Raw genomic sequence first — 18,618 nt, forward strand, 5'->3', positions numbered from 1 at the left:
GTTCAATTCTCCGATGGAGGGCGTAGCGCTTGGCCAGCACCCGGCACACGCCCATAAGTGTCTTCAAACCGCACAATGTCGTCCTCGCCCAGGTAGCTGCCCGACTGCACTTCGATGATTTCCAGCGGCAGTTTTCCGGGGTTGGACAGGCGGTGGATGTGGCCCAGCGGGATGAAGGTGGATTCGTTCTCGCCCAGCAAAAAGGTGCGCTCGCCGTTGGTGACTTCGGCGGTGCCTTTGACCACCACCCAGTGCTCGGCGCGGTGGTGGTGCATTTGCAGGCTGAGGCTGGCGCCGGGGTTGACCACAATGCGCTTGACCTGGAAGCGCTCGCCGCCGTCGATGCTGTCGTACCAGCCCCAGGGGCGGTGGATTTTGCGGTGGGTGTTGGCCAGCGCGTGGCCCTGGGCTTTGAGCTGGGCCACGATGTGCTTGACACTTTGCGTCTGGCTTTTGTCGGCCACCAGCACGGCGTCAGGGGTTTCGATGACGACGATGTTGTGCAGGCCCACACCGGCCACCAAGCGGCTGTTGGCCATCAGCAAGGAGTCGGTGCAGTCGTGCAGCACGGCGTCACCCATGGTGGCGTTGTTGTTGGCGTCGCGCGCGCTCACGTCCCACAGGGCGTCCCAGGCACCCAGGTCAGACCAGCCCGCTTGCAGGGGCAGCACGCAGGCGGGGATGCCCAGGTCGGCGCGCACGGGCAGGCGCTCCATGACGGCGTAGTCGATTGAATCAGACGGGCAGGCGGCAAAGGAGGCAGCGTCGGGGCGGATGAAGTCCAGGTCGCGCACGGCTTGCTGCATGGCCTGCTGGCAGGCTTGCAGGATGTCGGGGCGGCAACTCGCCAGGGCCTTGAGCCAGACGCTGGCACGCACCATGAACAGGCCGCTGTTCCAGAGGTACTCGCCCGAGTCCAGGTAACGCTGGGCGGTGGTGGCGTCGGGTTTTTCTGCAAAGCTGGCGATGCGGTCGCTGCCGTGCAGGTGTGCATCGCCGCGCTGGATGTAGCCGTAGCCGGTCTCAGGCCGGTCGGCCACGATGCCGAAGGTGACCATGGCGCCCTGGCTGGCCACGGCGTGGGCCTGCACCACGGCGGCGTGCAGGGCAGGCCGGTCGGTGATGACGTGGTCGGCGGGCATGGCCAGCAGGATGGGGTCAGCGCCGCCTTCGCACGCTTGCAGGGCGGCCAGCGTCAGGGCGGGGGCCGTGTTGCGGCCAGCGGGTTCGAGCACGATGCGGGCGTGCGCAATGCCCACCCCCGCCAGTTGCCCGGCAGCCAGAAAGCGGTGTTCGGCGTTGCAGACGACGATGGGCGATGCGTCCAGCGCCACGCTATCGGGCAGGCCGTGCAGGCGCAGTGCCGTGTCTTGCAGCATGGTGTGTTCACCGGCCAGGGCCAGAAACTGCTTGGGATAGGTCTCGCGCGAGAGCGGCCACAGGCGTGTGCCGGAGCCGCCGCAGAGGATGACGGGAACGAGAGAAGAGGTGGTCATGCGTTGTCAGCCGGGTGGGCGGTTGCGGTAGTGCCTGCGCTGGCAGGGGCGCTGGCCTCGGTGCCTGGCGGCAGGGTGTGCCCGGCCAGGGCCAGATCGGCCTCCAGCAGGGCCAGGCGCTGGTTGAGGCGGCGCACATCGCGCTCGATGCGGGTGTTGTCCATGTCGGTGTGCAGTGCCTTGACCAGCAGCACCACGCAGGCCAGCAGCAGCAGCAGCGCGGGTGGGTAGCTGATGCCCACCACAGAGGCCAGCCGGTCAATCAGGCCGGGCCAGGCACCCAGCAAGGCGGCAGCCCCTGCCACGGCCACCCAGAACAGGCCGTGCAGCAAATACAGGTGGTCGCGGCGCACCAGCAGCAGGATGACAACGGCAAGCCCCAGTCCCAGCAAGGTGGTGGTGATTTGGAGTGTGGCCATGGGTGCAGAAGAACGGGGGTGACTGGTGGAGGACTGTGCCTGCTCGCATGGGCAGGTCGGTCAAAGGCGAATGGGGTGGTCTTGCCCGTGAACCAACGCCCCCGCAGCAGAACAGGCGGCATTGTAGAGGCTGCGTCTGCGCTGCCCAGCCAGTGCCCTGCGGTGTTGGCCTGGCCGCAGCGCTTTGCTGGGTGCAGGCTAAGATTTACAGCGCCTGACTTGCAACCTTCCTTTTTTTGAAAGTGTTTTGATCGCATGTTGACCACCCCATTGCTTCGTTCCCGCACCGCTGCTGCGGCCCTGGTGCTTGTCAGTGCTGCGGCGCTGGGCGGTTGTGCTGCCCACCGCCAGCATGCACACCATGCACACCATGCTCACCCCGCAGCCGCCAGCGCCAGCGCCGCGCTGGATGTGACCACGCTCAACGGCGAGCGGCCACCGGGGCGGTTGGCGCGGCTGGTCAATAGCACCACCATGCTCGACACCATCGATGTCAATGGCCAGCGCATCGTCGTTGAAAAAGGCACGCGCAAGGCGGGGACCCGGGTGGGTATCCATGTACACGAGTACGGCGGCCACACCTGCGTGCTGTCGGGCGAGATCACCGGCTTCATGGAAGGGCACGCGCCCAAGAAGTGGCCTGCGGGCACGTGCTATTACATGCCGCCCAACATGCTGATGGCCGCTGCCAACCTGGGCACTGAAGATGTGGAGCTGATCGACACCTTCATCCTGCCGCCGGGCAAGCCCACGATCACCATCCGCGAGCCCGGGTTTCCGGCGCAGTAAGGCTAGGTGGGCACGCTGGCCTCGCGCCACTGCCCGGGCGCCAGGTCGTCCAGCGCCCATGGGCCGATTTGTACGCGCACCAGGCGCAGCGTGGGCAGGCCCACGGCGGCGGTCATGCGCCGCACCTGGCGGTTGCGGCCTTCGCGGATCACCAGCTCCAGCCAGGCGGTCGGGATGCTTTGCCGAAACCGCACGGGCGGGTTGCGTGGCCACAGCGTGGGGGCGGGCTCCAGCAGCCGTGCCTGGGCGGGCAGGGTTGGCCCGTCATTGAGCAGTACGCCTGCGCGCAGTTGCGCCAGTTGCGCCTCGGTGGGCATGCCTTCCACCTGCACCCAGTAGGTTTTGGCCAGCTTGTGGCGCGGGTCGGCAATGCGCGCTTGCAGGGCGCCATCGTTGGTCAGCAGCAGCAGGCCTTCGCTGTCGCGGTCGAGGCGGCCTGCGGGATACACGCCGGGCACATCAACAAAGTCTTTCAATGTGGCGCGGCCCTCGCCGCCGCTGAACTGGGTCAGCACGTCAAACGGCTTGTTCAGCAGCAACAGGCGCGGCGCAGCGGGCGCGGCCTTGGCCACGCGGCGCACAGGTGCGCCGGGCGCTGGGCGTGCGCTTGCGCTGCGGCTGGCTGGGCTGCGGTTGCTGCTGGCGGGGCGGGCGCTGGCGCTGGCGCTGGTACGGCTGGCGCCCGTGTCAGCAGGCCGGTCGGGCCGCAGCACGGGGCGCGGGCGGCCTGGGCGATCAGGTTTCAAGGTTGTCGATCAGCCGCGTGCGCCCCAAGCGGGCGGCGCCCAGCACCACCAGGCTGCCTGCGCTGTCGCTGGCCTGCGGGGGCTGCAAATCGCTGCGGCGGCGCACGGTGAGGTAGTCGCACTGCCAGCCGCGCGCGGCCAGGGTCTGCTGGGCCTGCTGCTCCAGGGCGGGCAGGGATGCGGGCCACGCGGTGGGCAGGGCCTGCGCAGCGGCCAGGGCCTGATCGGCCAGGGTGCGCAGGGCTTGCGAGAGCTGCACGGCCTGGGCGCGCTCGGCCTCGCTGAGGTAGCCGTTGCGCGAGCTCAGCGCCAGGCCATCGGCGGCGCGCTGCGTGGCGCCGGCCACCACGGTGATGGGCAGCGCAAACTGCTGCACCATGCGGCGCAGCACCATCAGCTGCTGGTAATCCTTTTGCCCGAACAGGGCGGTGCCGTTGGCTTTGCCTGCAAATACGGCGCTCAGCAGCTTCATCACCACGGTACACACGCCGGTGAAGAAGCCGGGGCGAAATTGCCCTTCGAGGATGTCGGCCAGCAGCGGGTCGGGCTGGACCTTGAAGGTTTGCGGCTCGGGGTACAGATCGGGCTCGCGCGGGGCAAACAGCACCGTGCAACCGGCGGCGCGCAGCTGCGCGCAGTCGGCCTCCCAAGTGCGCGGGTAGCTGTCAAAGTCTTCGTGCGGCAGAAATTGCAGGCGGTTGACGAAGATGCTGGCCACCGTGGCGTCGCCCAGCGGCTGGACCTGGCGCACCAGGGCCAGGTGGCCTTCGTGCAGGTTGCCCATGGTGGGCACGAAGGCAGGGTGCTGGTAGGCGGCCAGGGCCGCGCGCAAATCGGGGATGGTGTGAACGATGTGCATAGCCGAAAGGTTGAATCAAAAACAATAGCTGCTCGCGCGCACTCTGTAAGGGCTGGAAGCCAAAAACATACCAAATTCCAGGCGTGGTGCGGTGCCTTGCCGTGTGGCTGGGTCAGCGCAGCGCCAGTGGCCGTGCCAGCGCGCCTTACCAGGCGTGCAGCGCGTTGTCCGGGAAGGTGCCCGCCTTGACGGCCTGCACATAGGCTTCCATGGCGCCGCGCACGCTGCCCGCGTCCTGCATGAAGTTGCGGACAAATTTGGCCATCTTGCCCAGGTTCATGCCCAGCATGTCGTGCAGCACCAGCACTTGCCCGGCGGTGCCGTTGCCCGCACCGATGCCGATGGTGTGGCAGTGCGCCAGCTCGTGCGTGAGCTCGTGCGACAGCTGCGCGGGCACCATCTCCAGCACCAGCATGGTGGCGCCGGCGTCTTGCAGCTCGCGCGCCTGGCGGCGCAGGGTTTGCGCGGCCTGGTCGGTTTTGCCCTGCACGCGGTAGCCACCCAGGGCGTGGACGGTTTGCGGCGTCAGGCCCAGGTGGGCGCACACGGGCACGCCGCGATCGACCAGAAACCGCACCGTCTCCGCTGTCCAGCCGCCGCCTTCGAGCTTGACCATGTGCGCACCCGCCTGCATCAATGCACAGGCGCTGCGCAGTGCTTGTTCTTTGGACTCGTGGTAGCTGCCAAAGGGCAGGTCGGCCACCACCCAGGCCGTGCCCTGCACCCGGTGCAGGCCGCGCGCCACGCTTTCGGTGTGATAAACCATGGTGTCGAGCGACACACCCACGGTGCTGGGCAGCCCCTGGCAGACCATGCCCAGCGAGTCGCCCACCAGCAGGCACTCCACCCCGGCGGCATCGGCCACGGCGGCAAAGGTGGCGTCGTAGGCGGTGAGCATGGTGATTTTTTCTCCGGCCTCGCGCATTTGTTGCAGGCGCGGCAGGCTCACCGGGCGGCGCTGGGGCAGGGGCGAGGCGGGCGGCAAGGTGCCGTAGGGCGTGGCGTGGGTGGCCGACAGGGCGGCAGGCGCAGCAGTGGGGTTCATGGCTGGGTCTCGGTAAGTCCTGGGGAGGGGCGAGTGTAGGGCCTGCCTGCCTGTGGCCCGGCCCAACCCGTGGGAGCGTTCGGGTTCCCTGGCAGACCGCCTGTGGCATGGGCGTCAAGCCGCTATGCTTGCCGCCCATGACATACCTCGACGATGAAACCCGCCAATCCCTGCACGCCCAGGTGCTCCTCGACGTGGCCCGCGCCTTGCAGGAAGACGTGGGCAGCGGCGACCTGACCGCTGGCCTGATTGACCCCGCGCGCCGCGCCCGGGGCCGCATCCTGGTGCGCGAAGCCGCCGTGCTGTGCGGCACCCCTTGGGCCGAGGCCGCCCTGCGCGCGCTTGACCCCACCGTGCAACTGACCTGGCATGTGGCCGAGGGCCAGCGTTGCGCTGCCGACACCGTCGTGCTGGAGTTCGAGGGCAACGCCCGCGCCCTGCTCAGCGCCGAGCGCACCGCGCTGAACTTCTTGCAGCTGCTCAGTGCCGTGGCCACCAAAACCGCCACTTACGTGCAGGCCGTGGCTGGTACCAAGGCGCATATCGTGGACACACGCAAAACCCTGCCTGGCCTGCGCCTGGCAGAAAAATACGCCGTGCGTGTGGGCGGCGGCACCAACCACCGCATCGGCCTGCACGACGCTGTGCTCATCAAGGAAAACCACATCGCCGCTGCCGGTGGCATCACGGCGGTGCTGCGCGCTGCCGAGAAGGTGGCCGCACGCGCCCAGTTCATCGAGATTGAAGTCGAGACGCTGGAGCAGTTGCAAGAGGCGCTGGATGCGGGCGCCAAGATGGTGCTGCTGGACAACATGCCGCTGACCACGCTGCGCGAGGCCGTGCGCACCAACGCGGCGCATGCGGGCGGCGGTGCGATTCTGGAAATCTCCGGCGGCGTCACGCTCGACGGCCTGCGCGCCCTTGCAGAAACCGGCGTGGACCGCATTTCCATCGGCACCTTGACCAAAGACGTCAAAGCCACCGATTTTTCGATGCGTTTGCAGGAGCTGCCATGACCACCACCATCACCCTCAAAGAAGTCGATTACGAGCAGCCCGCAGGCGGTGCCGTCTGCACCACCAAACACGCCTGGGCGCGCGTGCCCGCCGAGCCATCGCCTGCCGAGCGCGCGGCCTTGAAAGACAAAATCCGCCGCCTGCTCAAGGAAAAGAACGCGGTGATGGTGTCGCACTACTACGTCCACCCCGATTTGCAGGACCTGGCCGAAGAAACCGGCGGCATCGTCAGCGACTCGCTGGAGATGGCCCGCTTTGGCCGCGACCACGCCGCGCAAACGCTGGTGGTAAGCGGCGTGCGCTTCATGGGCGAGACGGCCAAAATCTTGTCGCCCGAAAAAACCGTGCTCATGCCCGACCTGGATGCGACCTGTTCGCTGGACTTGGGCTGCCCGATTGACGAGTTTTCAGCGTTTTGCGACGCGCACCCCGACCGCACCGTGGTGGTGTACGCCAACACCAGCGCCGCTGTGAAGGCGCGCGCCGACTGGCTGGTCACGTCCAGCTGCGCGCTGGACATCGTGCGCGCACTGAAAGACCAGGGCCACAAAATCCTGTGGGCGCCCGACCGCCACCTGGGCGACTACATCCGCCGCGAAACCGGCGCTGACATGGTGTTCTGGAACGGCGCCTGCATCGTCCATGACGAGTTCAAGGCCTTTGAGCTGGAGGCCCTGAAAAAAGAGCACCCCCACGCCAAGGTGCTGGTACACCCTGAGTCGCCCGCCGACGTGGTCGCGCTGGCCGACGCCGTGGGCTCCACCAGCGCCATCCTCAAGGCCGCGCAGACGCTGGACGCCACGGAATTCATCGTGGCCACCGACAACGGCATGATGCACAAGCTGCGCACGCTCAACCCCGGCAAAGTCTTTATTGAGGCCCCCACTGCGGGCAACAGCGCCACCTGCAAAAGCTGCGCCCACTGCCCCTGGATGGCCATGAACGGCCTGGCCGGTGTGGCCCAGGTGCTGGAAACCGGCGCCAACGCCATCGATGTGGACGCCGCCATCATCCCGCGCGCGCGCCTGCCCATTGACCGTATGCTGGCCTTCACCGCTGCCCTGAAAAATGGCCAACCCACCAGCGGCCTGGTGCCACACATCGGCGCAGCGTAGTTTTGCTATTGGGTTGATAGCTGCTTGCGCCCGTACAGCGGGCGTTTGCGCCTGTTTTTGCTTTCAAGAGGCAATGGTGTGCTGGCGCCCCGCACGGCGCCAGCGCCAGCGCCAGGGCGTGGACGGGTGCGCCACACGCCGCGCCCTGTGGATTTTGCTTTGTTTTTGATAGCTGTTTGCGCATGCCCCATCAGTGCTGGAGGCCGATTTGACCACTACCGCGCTCCTTGATTTCACCCAGCCGCAAGGCCCCGCTGCCACCCGCCTGCGCCACGCTTTTGGTGCGCCGCGCCAGGTGCTGGTGGCCCACGCCTTGCACGAGGTGCGAGCCGTGCTGGACGCGGTACACGCCAGCGCCCAGCGCGGCCAGTGGTGCGTAGGTTACGTGGCCTACGAGGCCGCCGCCGCCTTCGATGCCGCCCTGCACACCCACGCTGCCGATGGCCCGCTGGCCTGGTTTGCCGTCTATGACGCGCCCTTGCCCTGGCCCGATGGAGCACCGGCTGCCCTGGCCGCTGCGACCGCTGCGACCGCTGCGACCGCTGCGACATCTTCTGCCGATTTCGCTGCCCCTGTGTCGGGCGCTGCGCCCGCCGCCGAGCCTGCCGCCCAGGTGGACTGGACAGGCGCCCCCGAGCGCGCCGACTTTGACGCCGCCATCGCCCACATCCAGCAGGCCATTGGCGCGGGCGAGCTGTACCAGGTCAACTACACCGCGCCGCTCACCGGCCCGTTGCGCCAGGGCAGCGCGGCGGCGCTGTTTGCCGCCTTGCAGCGCGCCCAGCCCGGGGGCTATAGCGCCTGCATCGACACCGCCGCCGCGCAGCAGGCGCTGGCCGCCACGGACACGGGCGTTGGCGTTGGCGTTAGTGCGGCCACGGCTCCGGGGGGCAGTGCAGGCACGCCCGCTGCGCCCGCCATGCAGGTGCTGTCGGTGTCGCCCGAATTGTTTTTTGACTGGCAGGATGCGCCCGGCGGTGGCCACATCCTGGCGCGCCCCATGAAAGGCACCGCCCCGCGCGGCGCCACGCCCGAGGAGGATGCTGCCCAGGCCGCGCACCTGCGCACCTCCGCCAAAGAGCGCGCCGAGAACGTCATGATCGTGGACTTGCTGCGCAACGACCTCTCGCGCATCGCCCAGCCCCACAGCGTGCAGGTGCCCGTGCTGTTCCACACCCAGGCCCTGCCCACCGTGTGGCAAATGACCTCCGACGTGCAGGCGCGCACCCGGCCCGGCACCACCCTGACCGAGGTGTTTGCCGCGCTGTTTCCGTGTGGCTCGGTCACTGGTGCGCCCAAGGTGCGCGCCATGCAGATGATCCGGACGCTGGAGCCAGCGCCGCGCGGCGTGTACTGCGGCGCCATCGGCGTGGTGCGGCCTGCGGGCGTGGCCGGGGCCGATGGCCTGTGCCGCGTGGCGGCCACCTTCAACGTGCCCATTCGCACCGTGGTGCTGCGCGCCACGCCCGATGGCAGCACCACCGCCACCTGCGGCATTGGCAGCGGCATCACCTCGGGCGCCAGCGCCGCTGCCGAATGGCAGGAGTGGCGCCACAAGCGTGCCTTTGCCGAGCGCGCCAGTGCGCCGTTTGACCTGCTTGAAACCCTGGCGCTGGATGGCGGCCAGCTGCGCCACCAGGGCGAGCACCTGGTGCGCCTGCACGCGGCGGCGGTGCATTTTGGCTACCCCTGGTCGGCAGAGGCGGTGGCGCAATGCCTGCACGACCTGGCCCGTGCCCACCCGCAGGGCCTGTGGCGCGTGCGCCTGCTGCTGTCCGCCCAGGGCCAGCCCCGTGCCGAAGCCTTTGCCTTGCAGCCCACCCCGGTGCCCGTGCGCCTGCAACTGGCGCCACGCCCCTTCGAGGCCGCGCACAGCGAATTCGTGCGCTACAAAACCACGCGCCGCGCGCACTACGCCGCCTTTGCCCCGACCGCGCCGGGCGTGTTCGACACCGTGCTGTGGAACGAGGCGGGCGAGATCACCGAATGCACCTTTGGCAACATCGCCGCGCTCCTGGATGGCCGCTGGACCACGCCGCCGCTGGCCTGTGGCCTGCTGCCCGGTGTGGGCCGTGCCGTGGCACTGCGCCAGGGCCGCGTGACCGAGGCGGTGCTGCGCGTGGATGACGTGCCGCGCGTGCAGGCCTGGGCGTTCATCAACAGCCTGCGCGGTTGGCTGGATGCGCAATGGGTGGATTGATGGAGGTTGTTTTGTGCCGCCAAGGCCCGTGCAGTGGGCGCAAGCAGCTATCGTTTTGATGAATGGATGCGCGGGTGCTGGTGCGCCGCGCGCTGATTCAGAGGGCGCGCGCGCGGGCGCTGCGCAAGCGCCATTTACACCAAAATGTGACAATCAAAGGCAATTTGATACTTTTTTGCAGGTGCTCCCTGGGGCTGGCCTGCACGGCTTGCCGCACTGGCAGCGCCACGTACTGCCTTTGAACGCATGCCAAAAATCCCCTTCCCTTTGCCCCTGGTGGCCCGCCAGTACCAGTCAGGCTTGCTGGGTGGTTTGCTGGTGCTGTTGGTGTGTGCTATCTATTGGGTGCATTTGCTGGGCGACCACGCAGACCGGCTGACCGACGCAGAAAGCCAAGCCCGCCAGCGCGCTGTGCAGTTGTCGGCCCACATGACCACGCAGGTCAGTACGCTGGTGTCCGGGCTGGAGTACCTGGCCAAGAATCTCGCTGCCACCTACGACGATGACCCCGGTGGGGCTTTTTTGCTGGCCGAGCGCACGGCATGGAAAACGTTTCCCCAGAACAGCATCATCCAGGTGGGCGTGGCAGATGCTTCGGGGCGCCTGACCTACTCCAGCCAGCCCACCGGCGTTCGGTCGGTGTCGATTGCCGACCGGGAACATTTCCGCGTACATGCGCAGGGCGGGCAGCCCCGGCTGTTCATCAGCCGGCCGGTGCTGGGCCGGGTGTCGGGGCAGTGGAGCATCCAGTTCTCTTACCCCCTCGAACACGACGGGCGGTTTGCGGGCGTGGTGGTGGTGTCCATGTCGCCTGAATACATTGCCAGTGGGTTTCGTGAGCTGTTTGGCTCGGGCAGCAACGTGGCCCTGTTGGTGCGCGCCGATGGCACCTACCTGGCACGCTCGCATTTTTTGGACAAGGTGCTGGACAAGTCCGTGCCCAAAAACCGGGGTTTTTTGACCTCGCCGCAGGCGGTGCGCGGCGAATACCGCGTGATGGATCCCATTGAGGGTGTGGATCGCTATTACGCCTGGAGTCGGCTCAAGCAGTTCCCGCTGGTCGTCGCCGTGGGGCTGGATCGTGCCCGCGCCCTGGCCGCCACGCAAAGTGCCATCCAGGACAGTCTGTGGCGCAACGCCGTGGGCAGCTTTCTCATCGTGCTGGCGCTCTTGGGTATGGCGCTGCTGTTGAGGCGCGTGCAGCAAGACCGCGCGCTGCTCCAGGAAAACGAACAGCGCTACCAGCTGGCGCTGGAGGGCGGTGCCCTGGGCGTCTGGGACTGGAGCCTGCGCACCCAACGCCTGGGCGTGGACTCGCATCTGGCCTACTTGCTGGGCCTGTCTCCCGATGGCGTGCAGCAGGGCCTGGAGGGCCTGCTGCCGCTGGTGCATCCGGACGACCGACCCGGCATCGATGCCTTGGTCGAGCCGCTGCGCCGTGGCCAGATCGACCGCTTTGCGCGCGAGCTGCGCCTGCGCCACCACAGCGGCCAGTGGCGCTGGCTGGACGTGCGCGGCAAGGTGGGCCAGCGCGGCCAGGGCGGGCGGGCCGAGCGCATCTTTGGCACCTTCTCGGACGTCACGGCCCGGCGCGAGAGCGAGGCATTGCAGGCCGAGTTGCAAGCGCGCCTGGGCAAGCTGGTGGCGCAGGTGCCGGGCGCCGTGTACCAGTACCGCCTGAGTGCGGACGGCCACAGCAGCTTTCCTTACGCCAGCTCGGGCATCAGCGATGTGTATGGCCTGACGCCGCAGGAGGCCATGCGCGATGGCAGCCAGGTGTTTGGCCGCATCCACCCCGAAGACCGGCAGCGCGTCAGCGACAGCATCGTGGTGTCGGCGCGCCACCTCACGCCCTGGGTGTGCGAATACCGCACGCTGCTGGCCGACGGCCAGGTGCACTGGCTGGCCGGCCACGCCAACCCCGAGCGCGAGACCGACGGCGGCACGCTGTGGCACGGCTACATCCACGACATCACCGAGCAGCACGCCGCCCACGACGCCCTGCGCCGCAGCGAAGAACGCCTGCGCATGACCGCCGCTGCCGTGGGCGATGGCCTGTGGGAGTGGAACACCGCCAGCGGCCACATGGAGTTTGATGCGCGCTGCCAGGACATTCTGGGCTACGCCAGCCCCATCCGCCGCGTGGTTTTTGCAGACTGGTGCCAGTCCATCCACCCCAACGACGGCCACAAGGCGCTGGGCCTGTTGCAGCGCCAGGTGGGGCTGGGCGAGCCCTTTGCGCTGGAGCTGCGCCTGCGCTGCGCCTGCGCCTGCGGCACCTGGCGCTGGGTGGAACTGCGGGGCCAGGCCGCGCCCCTGGAAGGCAGCGATGGCGCACGCGTCATGGGCACCCTGACCGACATCGGCCAGCGCCGTGCCGATGCGCAGCTGCGCCGCGCCCTGCTCGACAACGCCGGGGCCTTGCTGATCGTGACCGGCGCAGACCGCACCGTGCGCCTGACCAACCAGCGCGCCATCGACATGTTCTCTGGCAACGGCCAGTCTCTGGCTGGCAGCGACATGCGCTTTTTTTACTGGAACCCCACCGACTTTGTGGAGGCGGGCAAGCACTACGCGCAGGTGCGCGCCACGGGCGAGTCCTGGATGGAATACCCCATGCGCTCGGCCCATGGTGAGCAGCGCTGGTTTGCCATCCGGGGCACGCTGCTGGACGCCGAACAGCCCGAGGGCGAAGTGATCTGGACGCTGGTCGATACTACCGAGCGCCGCCACGCAGAACAGGCGCTGGCCACGGCACGCGCCCACCTGCTGGAGGTGATAGAGCATGTGCCCGGCGGCGTGCTGGTGCAAAACACGGCAGGCAGCGTGGTGGTGGTCAACAACCAGGCCTGCCAGCTGCTGGGGCTGGGGGCACCCGCTGCCGACCTGGTGGGGCTATCGGCCCAGGCCTTGCAGCAGCGCATGGCGCCCGAGGTGCTGCGCCACTGGCAGGCGGCCCGGGCGGGTGCCACGGTGTTGGCGCTGCCCGACGGCCGCATGCTCCAGTGCGAGCAGATTCAGATGCGCACGGCGGGCCAGGACATAGGCCAGCTGTGGATCGTGCGCGACATCACCGAGCGGCGCCGGCGCGAGGAAACCTTGCAGCGCCTGGCCACCACCGATGCCCTGACGGGGCTGGCCAACCGGCGCGCCTTTGCGCAGCGGCTTGACGTTGCGCTGGAGCAGGTAGTGGCCCAGGGGGGCGCACCGGGCATGGTCATCATGTTTGACCTTGACCACTTCAAGCGCGTCAATGACACCTACGGCCATGCCGCTGGAGACAAGGTGCTGGTGCATCTGGCGCAGATTTTGCGCGGCCAGGCCCTGCGCGAGGATGACTTGCCCGCGCGCCTGGGCGGAGAAGAGTTTGCCGTGCTGCTGCCGCGCACCAGCGCCGATGATGCCGCTGCCGTGGCCGAGCGCCTGCGCCTGGCGCTGGAGCGCAGCCGCATCGACTCGGGTGATGGCCGCACCATCTGCGTCACCCTCAGTGCCGGGCTGGCCCCGCTGGCCGGTGACGCCGAGCACAGCCTGGCCCTGGCCGATGCCGCGCTGTACCAGGCCAAAAACAGTGGCCGCAACCGCGTGGTGGTGGCCGACGCCGCAGTGCCCGCGCAAACGCCACTTTTATTGCTATCAAATAAAGAGCTTATAGCGCCCACTGCGTGAGCGCTGGAGGCTGTTTTGGCTTGAAGTTTTACAGGCGCTCTTTGACGTAAGAGGGCCTGTCCATGTCCACGATCTCCACGCTCAGTTGCACCATCACGCCCGGGGGGCGGGGCGTGAGGCGGCGCAGCACGTCAGCGATGCGGCCTGACAGGTCTTGCTTGGCCTCGGGGGTGCGTCCGGCCAGCAGGCGCAGCTGGGCGTGGACGAAGGCGCGGCCCGCGCCCACGGTGCCCACCTGAAAGCTGTCGGCCAGCACAAAACGGCTTTTGAGGTCGGCCTCGTCGGCCAGTTCGGGGCTGCTGGTGACGGCCTGGTTCAGCTCCTCCAGCGCCCGTGCTTCGGGAAAGCCATCGAGGTTGCGGGAGTATTCAACGATGAGGTGGGGCATGGTCTGTGCTCTTGCGGGGTGGTAGGAAAAAAGCCTGCGTTACATCGCCTGGGTGGGCACGTGGTGGCGCAGTTCGGTCTGGCGGTTGGCGTCATCGACAAACACCAGCTGCGGCGCGTGGGCCTTGACCTGGTCTTCGTGGACTTGGGCAAAGCTGGCAATGATGAGCAAGTCGCCCACGCAGGCGCGGCGCGCTGCCGAGCCGTTGACCGAAATCATCCCGCTGCCGCGCTGGCCCTTGATGGCGTAGGTGACAAAGCGCTCGCCGTTGTCGATGTTCCAGATGTGGATTTGTTCGTTCTCACAGATGTTGGCGGCGTCCAGCAGGTCTTCGTCAATGGCGCAGGAGCCTTCGTAGTGCAGCTCGCAGTGGGTGGTTTTGACGCGGTGGATTTTGGATTTGAGCAGGGTGCGGAACATGGTTTTCTTCCGAAAAAAGGTCAATGTGAAAAAAAGGGCGGAGCAGGTTTACCACTCCAGCGTGCAGCTGTCGCCCAGCGCTTCGCGCCAGACACGCACCCGCCAGGGCGCGGGCTGCATGTCGGCCAGGGCGCGGGCAATGAACAGGCACAGGTTTTCCAGCGTGGGCGGGGCCAGGCCAGGCACCTCGTCGAGCAAGTGGTGATCGAGCTGCTCGCGCACCGATTGCAGGCGCAAGCGCAGGTAGCCCAGGTCAATCACCATGCCCGTGGCCGGGTCGAGGGGGCCGCGCAAGGTGACTTCAGCGTGGTAGGTGTGGCCGTGGATGCGGCGGCTGCCTTCGGCTTCAATCTGGCGTTGCAGGGTGTGCGCGGCGTCAAAGAAAAAGCGTTGGCTGACGCACATCACGGGGCTGGCAGGCACGGTCATGGCAAGGGTAGGGGTAGCAGTCATCAGCGGATGCCAGAGATTTTGTGCGTTTGCAGGCCCAGGCGCCAGCGCGGGTCTTGCAGGCAGGCAGCAATGCACAAGGCGGTGTTGTGTGCCTGTGCCGGGCCATCCATGGGTTGCAGAAAGCGGTGTTCGAATGTGCCCGCCTGTGCCAGCGTGGCCAAGTCCAGTCCGGGTTGGGGCCAGACGACCTTGAGTTCCTGGCCCTGGCGCTGTAGCCAGGGTGCGCCGGCCTTGGGGCTGACGCACAGCCAGTCAATCCCGGGTGGGGCGGCCAGGGTGCCGTTGGTTTCGACGGCGATGCGGAAATGCCGCGCATGCAGCGCCGCTATCAGGGGGACATCGACCTGCATCAGTGGCTCGCCGCCGGTCAGCACCACCAGGCGGTGGGTGCTGTCGCCCGCAGGCCACAGGGCCTCGATCTGCGCCGCCAGGGCGTCGGCCACCGGGTATTTGCCCCCCAGTGTGCCGTCGGTGCCGACAAAGTCGGTGTCGCAAAAACGGCAGATGGCAGCGGCGCGGTCGGCTTCGCGGCCACTCCAGAGGTTGCAGCCCGCAAAGCGGCAAAACACGGCGGGCAGACCGGCCTGGGCGCCCTCGCCTTGCAGGGTGTAGAAGATTTCTTTGACGCTGTAGGTCATGGTCGCCACGGCCCCACGGGTGGGGTGCTGGGCACCAGGATGGTGGGCGCGGCGGGCGCAGCGCGCTCGGGGTAGTCGCGGCTGTAGTGCAGGCCCCGGCTTTCGCGGCGCATTTGGGCGCTGCGCACGATCAGGTCGGCCACCAGCACCAGGTTGCGCAGCTCCAGCAGGTCGCGGGTGATGTGGAAGTGGGCGTAGAACTCCTGGATTTCCGCCTGCAACATGGCAATGCGGTGGGCGGCGCGCTCCAGGCGTTTGTTGGTGCGCACTATGCCCACGTAGTCCCACATGAAACGGCGCAGCTCGTCCCAGTTGTGCGAGATGACCACCGATTCATCGGCATCCTGCACGCGGCTGTCATCCCAGCGCGGCAGCGCCGGAATCTGCACGCGCGGCGCTTCGGCAATGGCGTGGGCGGCGGCGCGGGCAAAGACGATGCATTCGAGCAGCGAGTTGCTGGCCAGCCGGTTGGCGCCGTGCAGGCCGGTGTAGGCCACTTCGCCCACGGCAAACAGCCCGGGCAGGTCGGTGCGTCCGGCCAGATCGGTGAGCACGCCGCCGCAGGTGAAGTGCGCGGTGGGCACCACGGGAATGGGTTCCTTGGTGATGTCGATGCCCAAACTGGCGCAGTGGGCCAGGATGTTGGGAAAGTGCTCGTTCAGGAATTCCGGGCTTTGGTGCGAGATGTCGAGGTGCACACAATCGAGGCCGTGTTTTTTCATCTCGAAGTCGATGGCGCGTGCCACCACATCGCGCGGGGCCAGTTCGGCGCGCTCGTCGTGCTCGGGCATGAAGCGGGTGCCGTCGGGCAGCAGCAGTTTGCCGCCTTCGCCGCGCACCGCTTCGCTGATCAAAAACGACTTGGCGTGCGGGTGGTACAGCCCGGTGGGGTGGAACTGGATGAACTCCAGGTTGGCCACGCGGCAGCCCGCGCGCCAGGCGGCGGCAATGCCGTCGCCTGTGGCTGTATCGGGGTTGGTGGTGTAGAGGTAAACCTTGCCTGCGCCGCCTGTGGCCAGAATGGTTTGCGGCGCGCGGAACGTAATCACCTGGTCGGTGGCTTCGTCCAGGGCGTACAGGCCCAGGCAGCGCTGGCCCGCCAGGCCCAGCTTCTGGCTGGTGATCAGGTCGATCAGGGTGTGGTGCTCAAACAGCGTGATGCCGGGCGTGGCGCGCACCACGTCGATCAGCGTGCGCTGCACGGCGGCGCCCGTGGCGTCGGTGACGTGGGCGATGCGCCGGGCGCTGTGGCCGCCTTCGCGCGTGAGGTGCAGGTGTTCGCCCTCCAGCGTGAACGGCACGCCCAGCGCGCGCAGCCAGGCGATGGAGGCGGGGGCGTTTTCGACCACAAAGCGCGTGGTGGCCAGATCGCACAGGCCCGCGCCCGCCACCAGGGTGTCCTGGATGTGGGCCTCAAAGCTGTCGTCGTCGGCCAGCACGGCGGCAATACCGCCCTGGGCCCAGCTGCTGGAGCCGTCTTGCAGTTGGCGCTTGGTGATGACGGCCACGCGGTGCGTGGGTGCCAGGTGCAGGGCGGCAGACAGGCCGGCCAGGCCGCTGCCCACAATCAGAACGTCAAAGTCGTGTGAGGCCATGGGGTGAACAAGTGGGGTGCAGTGGGTGCAGCGGCAACCGGCCGTGTATCGGTGGCCCGCCAAGGCGGCAGGCGCAGCATGTTGCATCAAACCGGCGTATAGGCCAGCCTGACATAAATGGGCGCGAAGGCTTCGGCCTGGGTGATTTCGACCAGGGTTTCCTTGGCCAGCTCCAGCAGGGCAATGAAGGTCACGACCAGCACGGTGGCGCCTTTGCCGGGGTCGAACAGGTCTTCAAACTCGACAAAGCGCCGCCCTTGCAGGGCCTTGAGCACCTGGCCCATGTACTCGCGTACCGAGAGTTCTTCGCGCGTGATTTTGTGGTGCTGCACCAGCCGGGCACGTTTCAGAATGTCACGCCAGGCCGCTTGCAGGTCGGCAGCGCAGACTTCGGGCAGGCGCTGCTGCACGGCTTCGCCCACCACCACCTGCGCGCACCAGAAGTCGCGCCCGTGCAGGGGCAGCTCGGCCAGCTGGCGGGCGGCGCCTTTCATTTGCTCGTATTCGAGCAGGCGGCGCACCAGCTCGGCGCGCGGGTCTTCGGCCTCGTCGGCGCCCGCCTGCTTTTTGGGCGGCAGCAGCATGCGCGACTTGATCTCGATGAGCATGGCGGCCATCAGCAAATACTCGGCAGCCAGCTCCAGGTTGCGGTTGCGGATTTCATCGACATAGACCAGGTACTGGCGCGTGAGCGCGGCCATGGGAATGTCGAGGATGTTGAAGTTTTGTTTGCGGATCAGGTAGAGCAGCAAGTCCAGCGGACCCTCAAAGGCTTCGAGGATGACTTCGAGCGCATCGGGCGGGATATAGAGGTCGGTGGGCAGGGCAAACAGCGGCTCGCCGTACAGGCGCGCCAAAGCCACCGGATCGTGCGCGGTGGCGGCGGGGGCCAGGTGGGGGGGGGCTGGCAAGGCGGCTTGCGTGTCGGCGCTGCCCATGGCGGAATTCAAAATGATAGCTGCCAGCGCCCGGCTGGTGGGCGCCAGAGGCTGTTTTGATCACAAACCCGGGATGGGGTTGGTCTGGTACACGTAGGGTTTTTGCGCTACTTCGGCAGCGTCGAATTCTTTCCACAGGGCGTGGTCCACGGGCTTGTCCCACAGCAAGGCGCGGCCTGCCACTTGCTGGGCGTCCAGCTCGGGGCGCTGGGTTTTCAGCTGGTTGATGAACTGTGTCGCGTCGGACATGTAGTGGGGGCGGGCAAAAATGGACATGGACTGGGTTAACCTCTCTGCCTCGATTTTACCGGGGAGTGCCATGCCCTTTTTCAACCGCCTTGCCAGCAGCGCCGCCTTGGCGCTGGTTTTGCTGGCTGCCGCCGGTTGCGACCCGCAGCGCATCAGCGAGCTGGAGGAGGGCCTGTCCACCGAAGTGGACGTGCGCGACCGCTTTGGCCCGCCCGACCAGGTGTGGGACGAGGGCAACGGCAGCCGCACGCTGGAGTACAACCGCCAGCCCGCAGGCCAGCGCAATTACATGATCACCATCGGCCCCGACGGCAAGATGAGCGCCCTGCGCCAAGTGCTCACCCCCGAGAACTTTGCCCGCATCCAGGCGGGTATGGGCATGGATGAGGTGCGCCGGCGCCTGGGCAAGCCGGCCAAGGTCACGCCCTACGCGCTCAGCGGCGAAACGCATTACGACTGGCGCTTTCTGGAGCCGCCCAACACCGCCATGTTGTTCACCGTGGTCACCGACCGCAGCCTGCGCGTGCTGCGCACCCAAACCACCCCCGACATGGCCTCGCCCGACCACAACGGGCCGCGTTAA

At 67.5% G+C, this 18,618-nt stretch carries 18 protein-coding genes; 6 read left to right on the top strand and 12 right to left on the bottom strand.

Translation table 11 applies throughout. The features are described 5' to 3' along the window. Positions 1-2 precede the first annotated feature (2 nt). Both EV674_RS02570 and EV674_RS02575 read right to left on the bottom strand, forming a co-directional pair. The gene (locus tag EV674_RS02570) at positions 3-1,496 is read right to left on the bottom strand and encodes a mannose-1-phosphate guanylyltransferase/mannose-6-phosphate isomerase (protein ID WP_119012911.1); all 1,494 of its coding nucleotides are present in this window, start codon (positions 1,494-1,496) and stop codon (positions 3-5) included. Next, positions 1,493-1,915 carry a DUF2304 domain-containing protein gene (locus EV674_RS02575; RefSeq protein WP_119012910.1) on the bottom strand — a complete coding sequence of 141 codons (423 nt, stop codon included), beginning with the start codon at positions 1,913-1,915 and terminating at the stop codon, positions 1,493-1,495. The genes EV674_RS02570 and EV674_RS02575 overlap by 4 nt, the downstream gene beginning before the upstream one ends. A gap of 255 nt (positions 1,916-2,170) precedes the next feature. Here EV674_RS02575 and EV674_RS02580 point away from each other — a divergent pair, with 255 nt between their 5' ends. After that, entirely contained in the window at positions 2,171-2,704 is a 534-nt protein-coding gene (locus EV674_RS02580; protein ID WP_119012909.1) for a cupin domain-containing protein, read from the top strand. A gap of 2 nt (positions 2,705-2,706) precedes the next feature. On the opposite strand, the gene EV674_RS02585 is transcribed toward EV674_RS02580, so the two are convergent. The 3 genes from EV674_RS02585 to panB form a co-directional block, all read right to left on the bottom strand. Further along, positions 2,707-3,285: a pseudouridine synthase gene (locus tag EV674_RS02585; protein ID WP_206613239.1), complete on the bottom strand. Its 579-nt coding sequence runs from the start codon at positions 3,283-3,285 to the stop codon at positions 2,707-2,709. A gap of 154 nt (positions 3,286-3,439) precedes the next feature. Continuing rightward, positions 3,440-4,309: a pantoate--beta-alanine ligase gene (panC, locus tag EV674_RS02590; RefSeq protein ID WP_119012908.1), complete on the bottom strand. Its 870-nt coding sequence runs from the start codon at positions 4,307-4,309 to the stop codon at positions 3,440-3,442. A 145-nt stretch (positions 4,310-4,454) separates the two neighbouring features. Then, positions 4,455-5,354: a 3-methyl-2-oxobutanoate hydroxymethyltransferase gene (gene panB / locus EV674_RS02595; protein ID WP_119012907.1), complete on the bottom strand. Its 900-nt coding sequence runs from the start codon at positions 5,352-5,354 to the stop codon at positions 4,455-4,457. A 137-nt stretch (positions 5,355-5,491) separates the two neighbouring features. Between panB and nadC the strand changes: the two genes are divergently transcribed. From nadC to EV674_RS02615, 4 genes are all read left to right on the top strand, one after another. After that, entirely contained in the window at positions 5,492-6,370 is an 879-nt protein-coding gene (nadC, locus tag EV674_RS02600) for a carboxylating nicotinate-nucleotide diphosphorylase (protein WP_119012906.1), read from the top strand. Beyond that, positions 6,367-7,485, top strand: a complete 1,119-nt coding sequence (gene nadA, locus EV674_RS02605; RefSeq protein WP_119012905.1) for a quinolinate synthase NadA — start codon at positions 6,367-6,369, stop codon at positions 7,483-7,485. Before nadC ends, nadA begins: the two co-directional genes overlap by 4 nt. A gap of 208 nt (positions 7,486-7,693) precedes the next feature. After that, entirely contained in the window at positions 7,694-9,685 is a 1,992-nt protein-coding gene (locus EV674_RS02610) for a chorismate-binding protein (protein WP_119012927.1), read from the top strand. Positions 9,686-9,931: 246 nt separating this feature from the next. Further along, on the top strand, positions 9,932-13,354 hold the full coding sequence (locus EV674_RS02615; protein ID WP_119012904.1) for a diguanylate cyclase: 3,423 nt from the start codon (positions 9,932-9,934) through the stop codon (positions 13,352-13,354). Between the two features lie 28 nt (positions 13,355-13,382). On the opposite strand, the gene EV674_RS02620 is transcribed toward EV674_RS02615, so the two are convergent. The 7 genes from EV674_RS02620 to EV674_RS02650 all read right to left on the bottom strand — a co-directional run bounded on the left by EV674_RS02620 (position 13,383) and on the right by EV674_RS02650 (position 18,062). Then, the gene (locus EV674_RS02620) at positions 13,383-13,742 is read right to left on the bottom strand and encodes a 5-carboxymethyl-2-hydroxymuconate Delta-isomerase (RefSeq protein WP_119012903.1); all 360 of its coding nucleotides are present in this window, start codon (positions 13,740-13,742) and stop codon (positions 13,383-13,385) included. Positions 13,743-13,781: 39 nt separating this feature from the next. Beyond that, positions 13,782-14,162 carry an aspartate 1-decarboxylase gene (gene panD, locus EV674_RS02625; RefSeq protein ID WP_119012926.1) on the bottom strand — a complete coding sequence of 127 codons (381 nt, stop codon included), beginning with the start codon at positions 14,160-14,162 and terminating at the stop codon, positions 13,782-13,784. Positions 14,163-14,210: 48 nt separating this feature from the next. Further along, positions 14,211-14,615: a 6-pyruvoyl trahydropterin synthase family protein gene (locus tag EV674_RS02630; protein WP_241524910.1), complete on the bottom strand. Its 405-nt coding sequence runs from the start codon at positions 14,613-14,615 to the stop codon at positions 14,211-14,213. Beyond that, entirely contained in the window at positions 14,615-15,253 is a 639-nt protein-coding gene (gene queE, locus EV674_RS02635) for a 7-carboxy-7-deazaguanine synthase (protein ID WP_119012902.1), read from the bottom strand. The genes EV674_RS02630 and queE overlap by 1 nt, the downstream gene beginning before the upstream one ends. After that, the gene (gene nadB / locus EV674_RS02640) at positions 15,250-16,848 is read right to left on the bottom strand and encodes an L-aspartate oxidase (protein ID WP_119012901.1); all 1,599 of its coding nucleotides are present in this window, start codon (positions 16,846-16,848) and stop codon (positions 15,250-15,252) included. Before nadB ends, queE begins: the two co-directional genes overlap by 4 nt. A gap of 86 nt (positions 16,849-16,934) precedes the next feature. Then, a complete protein-coding gene (locus tag EV674_RS02645) occupies positions 16,935-17,786 on the bottom strand; it encodes a segregation and condensation protein A (protein WP_132750348.1) in 852 nt (283 codons plus the stop codon). Positions 17,787-17,846: 60 nt separating this feature from the next. Next, on the bottom strand, positions 17,847-18,062 hold the full coding sequence (locus tag EV674_RS02650) for a DUF3460 family protein (RefSeq protein WP_119012899.1): 216 nt from the start codon (positions 18,060-18,062) through the stop codon (positions 17,847-17,849). Between the two features lie 43 nt (positions 18,063-18,105). Here EV674_RS02650 and EV674_RS02655 point away from each other — a divergent pair, with 43 nt between their 5' ends. Further along, positions 18,106-18,618 carry an outer membrane protein assembly factor BamE gene (locus EV674_RS02655; protein ID WP_119012898.1) on the top strand — a complete coding sequence of 171 codons (513 nt, stop codon included), beginning with the start codon at positions 18,106-18,108 and terminating at the stop codon, positions 18,616-18,618.

Origin of the sequence: Simplicispira metamorpha (assembly GCF_004341365.1) — a bacterium.
Taxonomy (GTDB): Bacteria; Pseudomonadota; Gammaproteobacteria; order Burkholderiales; family Burkholderiaceae_C; genus Simplicispira; species Simplicispira metamorpha.

What these genes read in the sequence shown, in the direction of transcription:
- queE (WP_119012902.1), bottom strand. Translation starts at nt 15,253, where the DNA reads ATGACCTACAGCGTCAAAGAAATCTTCTACACCCTGCAAGGCGAGGGC.
- EV674_RS02615 (WP_119012904.1), top strand. Translation starts at nt 9,932, where the DNA reads ATGCCAAAAATCCCCTTCCCTTTGCCCCTGGTGGCCCGCCAGTACCAG.
- EV674_RS02575 (WP_119012910.1), bottom strand. Translation starts at nt 1,915, where the DNA reads ATGGCCACACTCCAAATCACCACCACCTTGCTGGGACTGGGGCTTGCC.
- panD (WP_119012926.1), bottom strand. Translation starts at nt 14,162, where the DNA reads ATGTTCCGCACCCTGCTCAAATCCAAAATCCACCGCGTCAAAACCACC.
- EV674_RS02570 (WP_119012911.1), bottom strand. Translation starts at nt 1,496, where the DNA reads ATGACCACCTCTTCTCTCGTTCCCGTCATCCTCTGCGGCGGCTCCGGC.
- nadA (WP_119012905.1), top strand. Translation starts at nt 6,367, where the DNA reads ATGACCACCACCATCACCCTCAAAGAAGTCGATTACGAGCAGCCCGCA.
- EV674_RS02650 (WP_119012899.1), bottom strand. Translation starts at nt 18,062, where the DNA reads ATGTCCATTTTTGCCCGCCCCCACTACATGTCCGACGCGACACAGTTC.
- EV674_RS02620 (WP_119012903.1), bottom strand. Translation starts at nt 13,742, where the DNA reads ATGCCCCACCTCATCGTTGAATACTCCCGCAACCTCGATGGCTTTCCC.
- panB (WP_119012907.1), bottom strand. Translation starts at nt 5,354, where the DNA reads ATGAACCCCACTGCTGCGCCTGCCGCCCTGTCGGCCACCCACGCCACG.
- panC (WP_119012908.1), bottom strand. Translation starts at nt 4,309, where the DNA reads ATGCACATCGTTCACACCATCCCCGATTTGCGCGCGGCCCTGGCCGCC.
- nadC (WP_119012906.1), top strand. Translation starts at nt 5,492, where the DNA reads ATGACATACCTCGACGATGAAACCCGCCAATCCCTGCACGCCCAGGTG.
- EV674_RS02655 (WP_119012898.1), top strand. Translation starts at nt 18,106, where the DNA reads ATGCCCTTTTTCAACCGCCTTGCCAGCAGCGCCGCCTTGGCGCTGGTT.
- EV674_RS02630 (WP_241524910.1), bottom strand. Translation starts at nt 14,615, where the DNA reads ATGACTGCTACCCCTACCCTTGCCATGACCGTGCCTGCCAGCCCCGTG.
- nadB (WP_119012901.1), bottom strand. Translation starts at nt 16,848, where the DNA reads ATGGCCTCACACGACTTTGACGTTCTGATTGTGGGCAGCGGCCTGGCC.
- EV674_RS02580 (WP_119012909.1), top strand. Translation starts at nt 2,171, where the DNA reads ATGTTGACCACCCCATTGCTTCGTTCCCGCACCGCTGCTGCGGCCCTG.
- EV674_RS02645 (WP_132750348.1), bottom strand. Translation starts at nt 17,786, where the DNA reads ATGGGCAGCGCCGACACGCAAGCCGCCTTGCCAGCCCCCCCCCACCTG.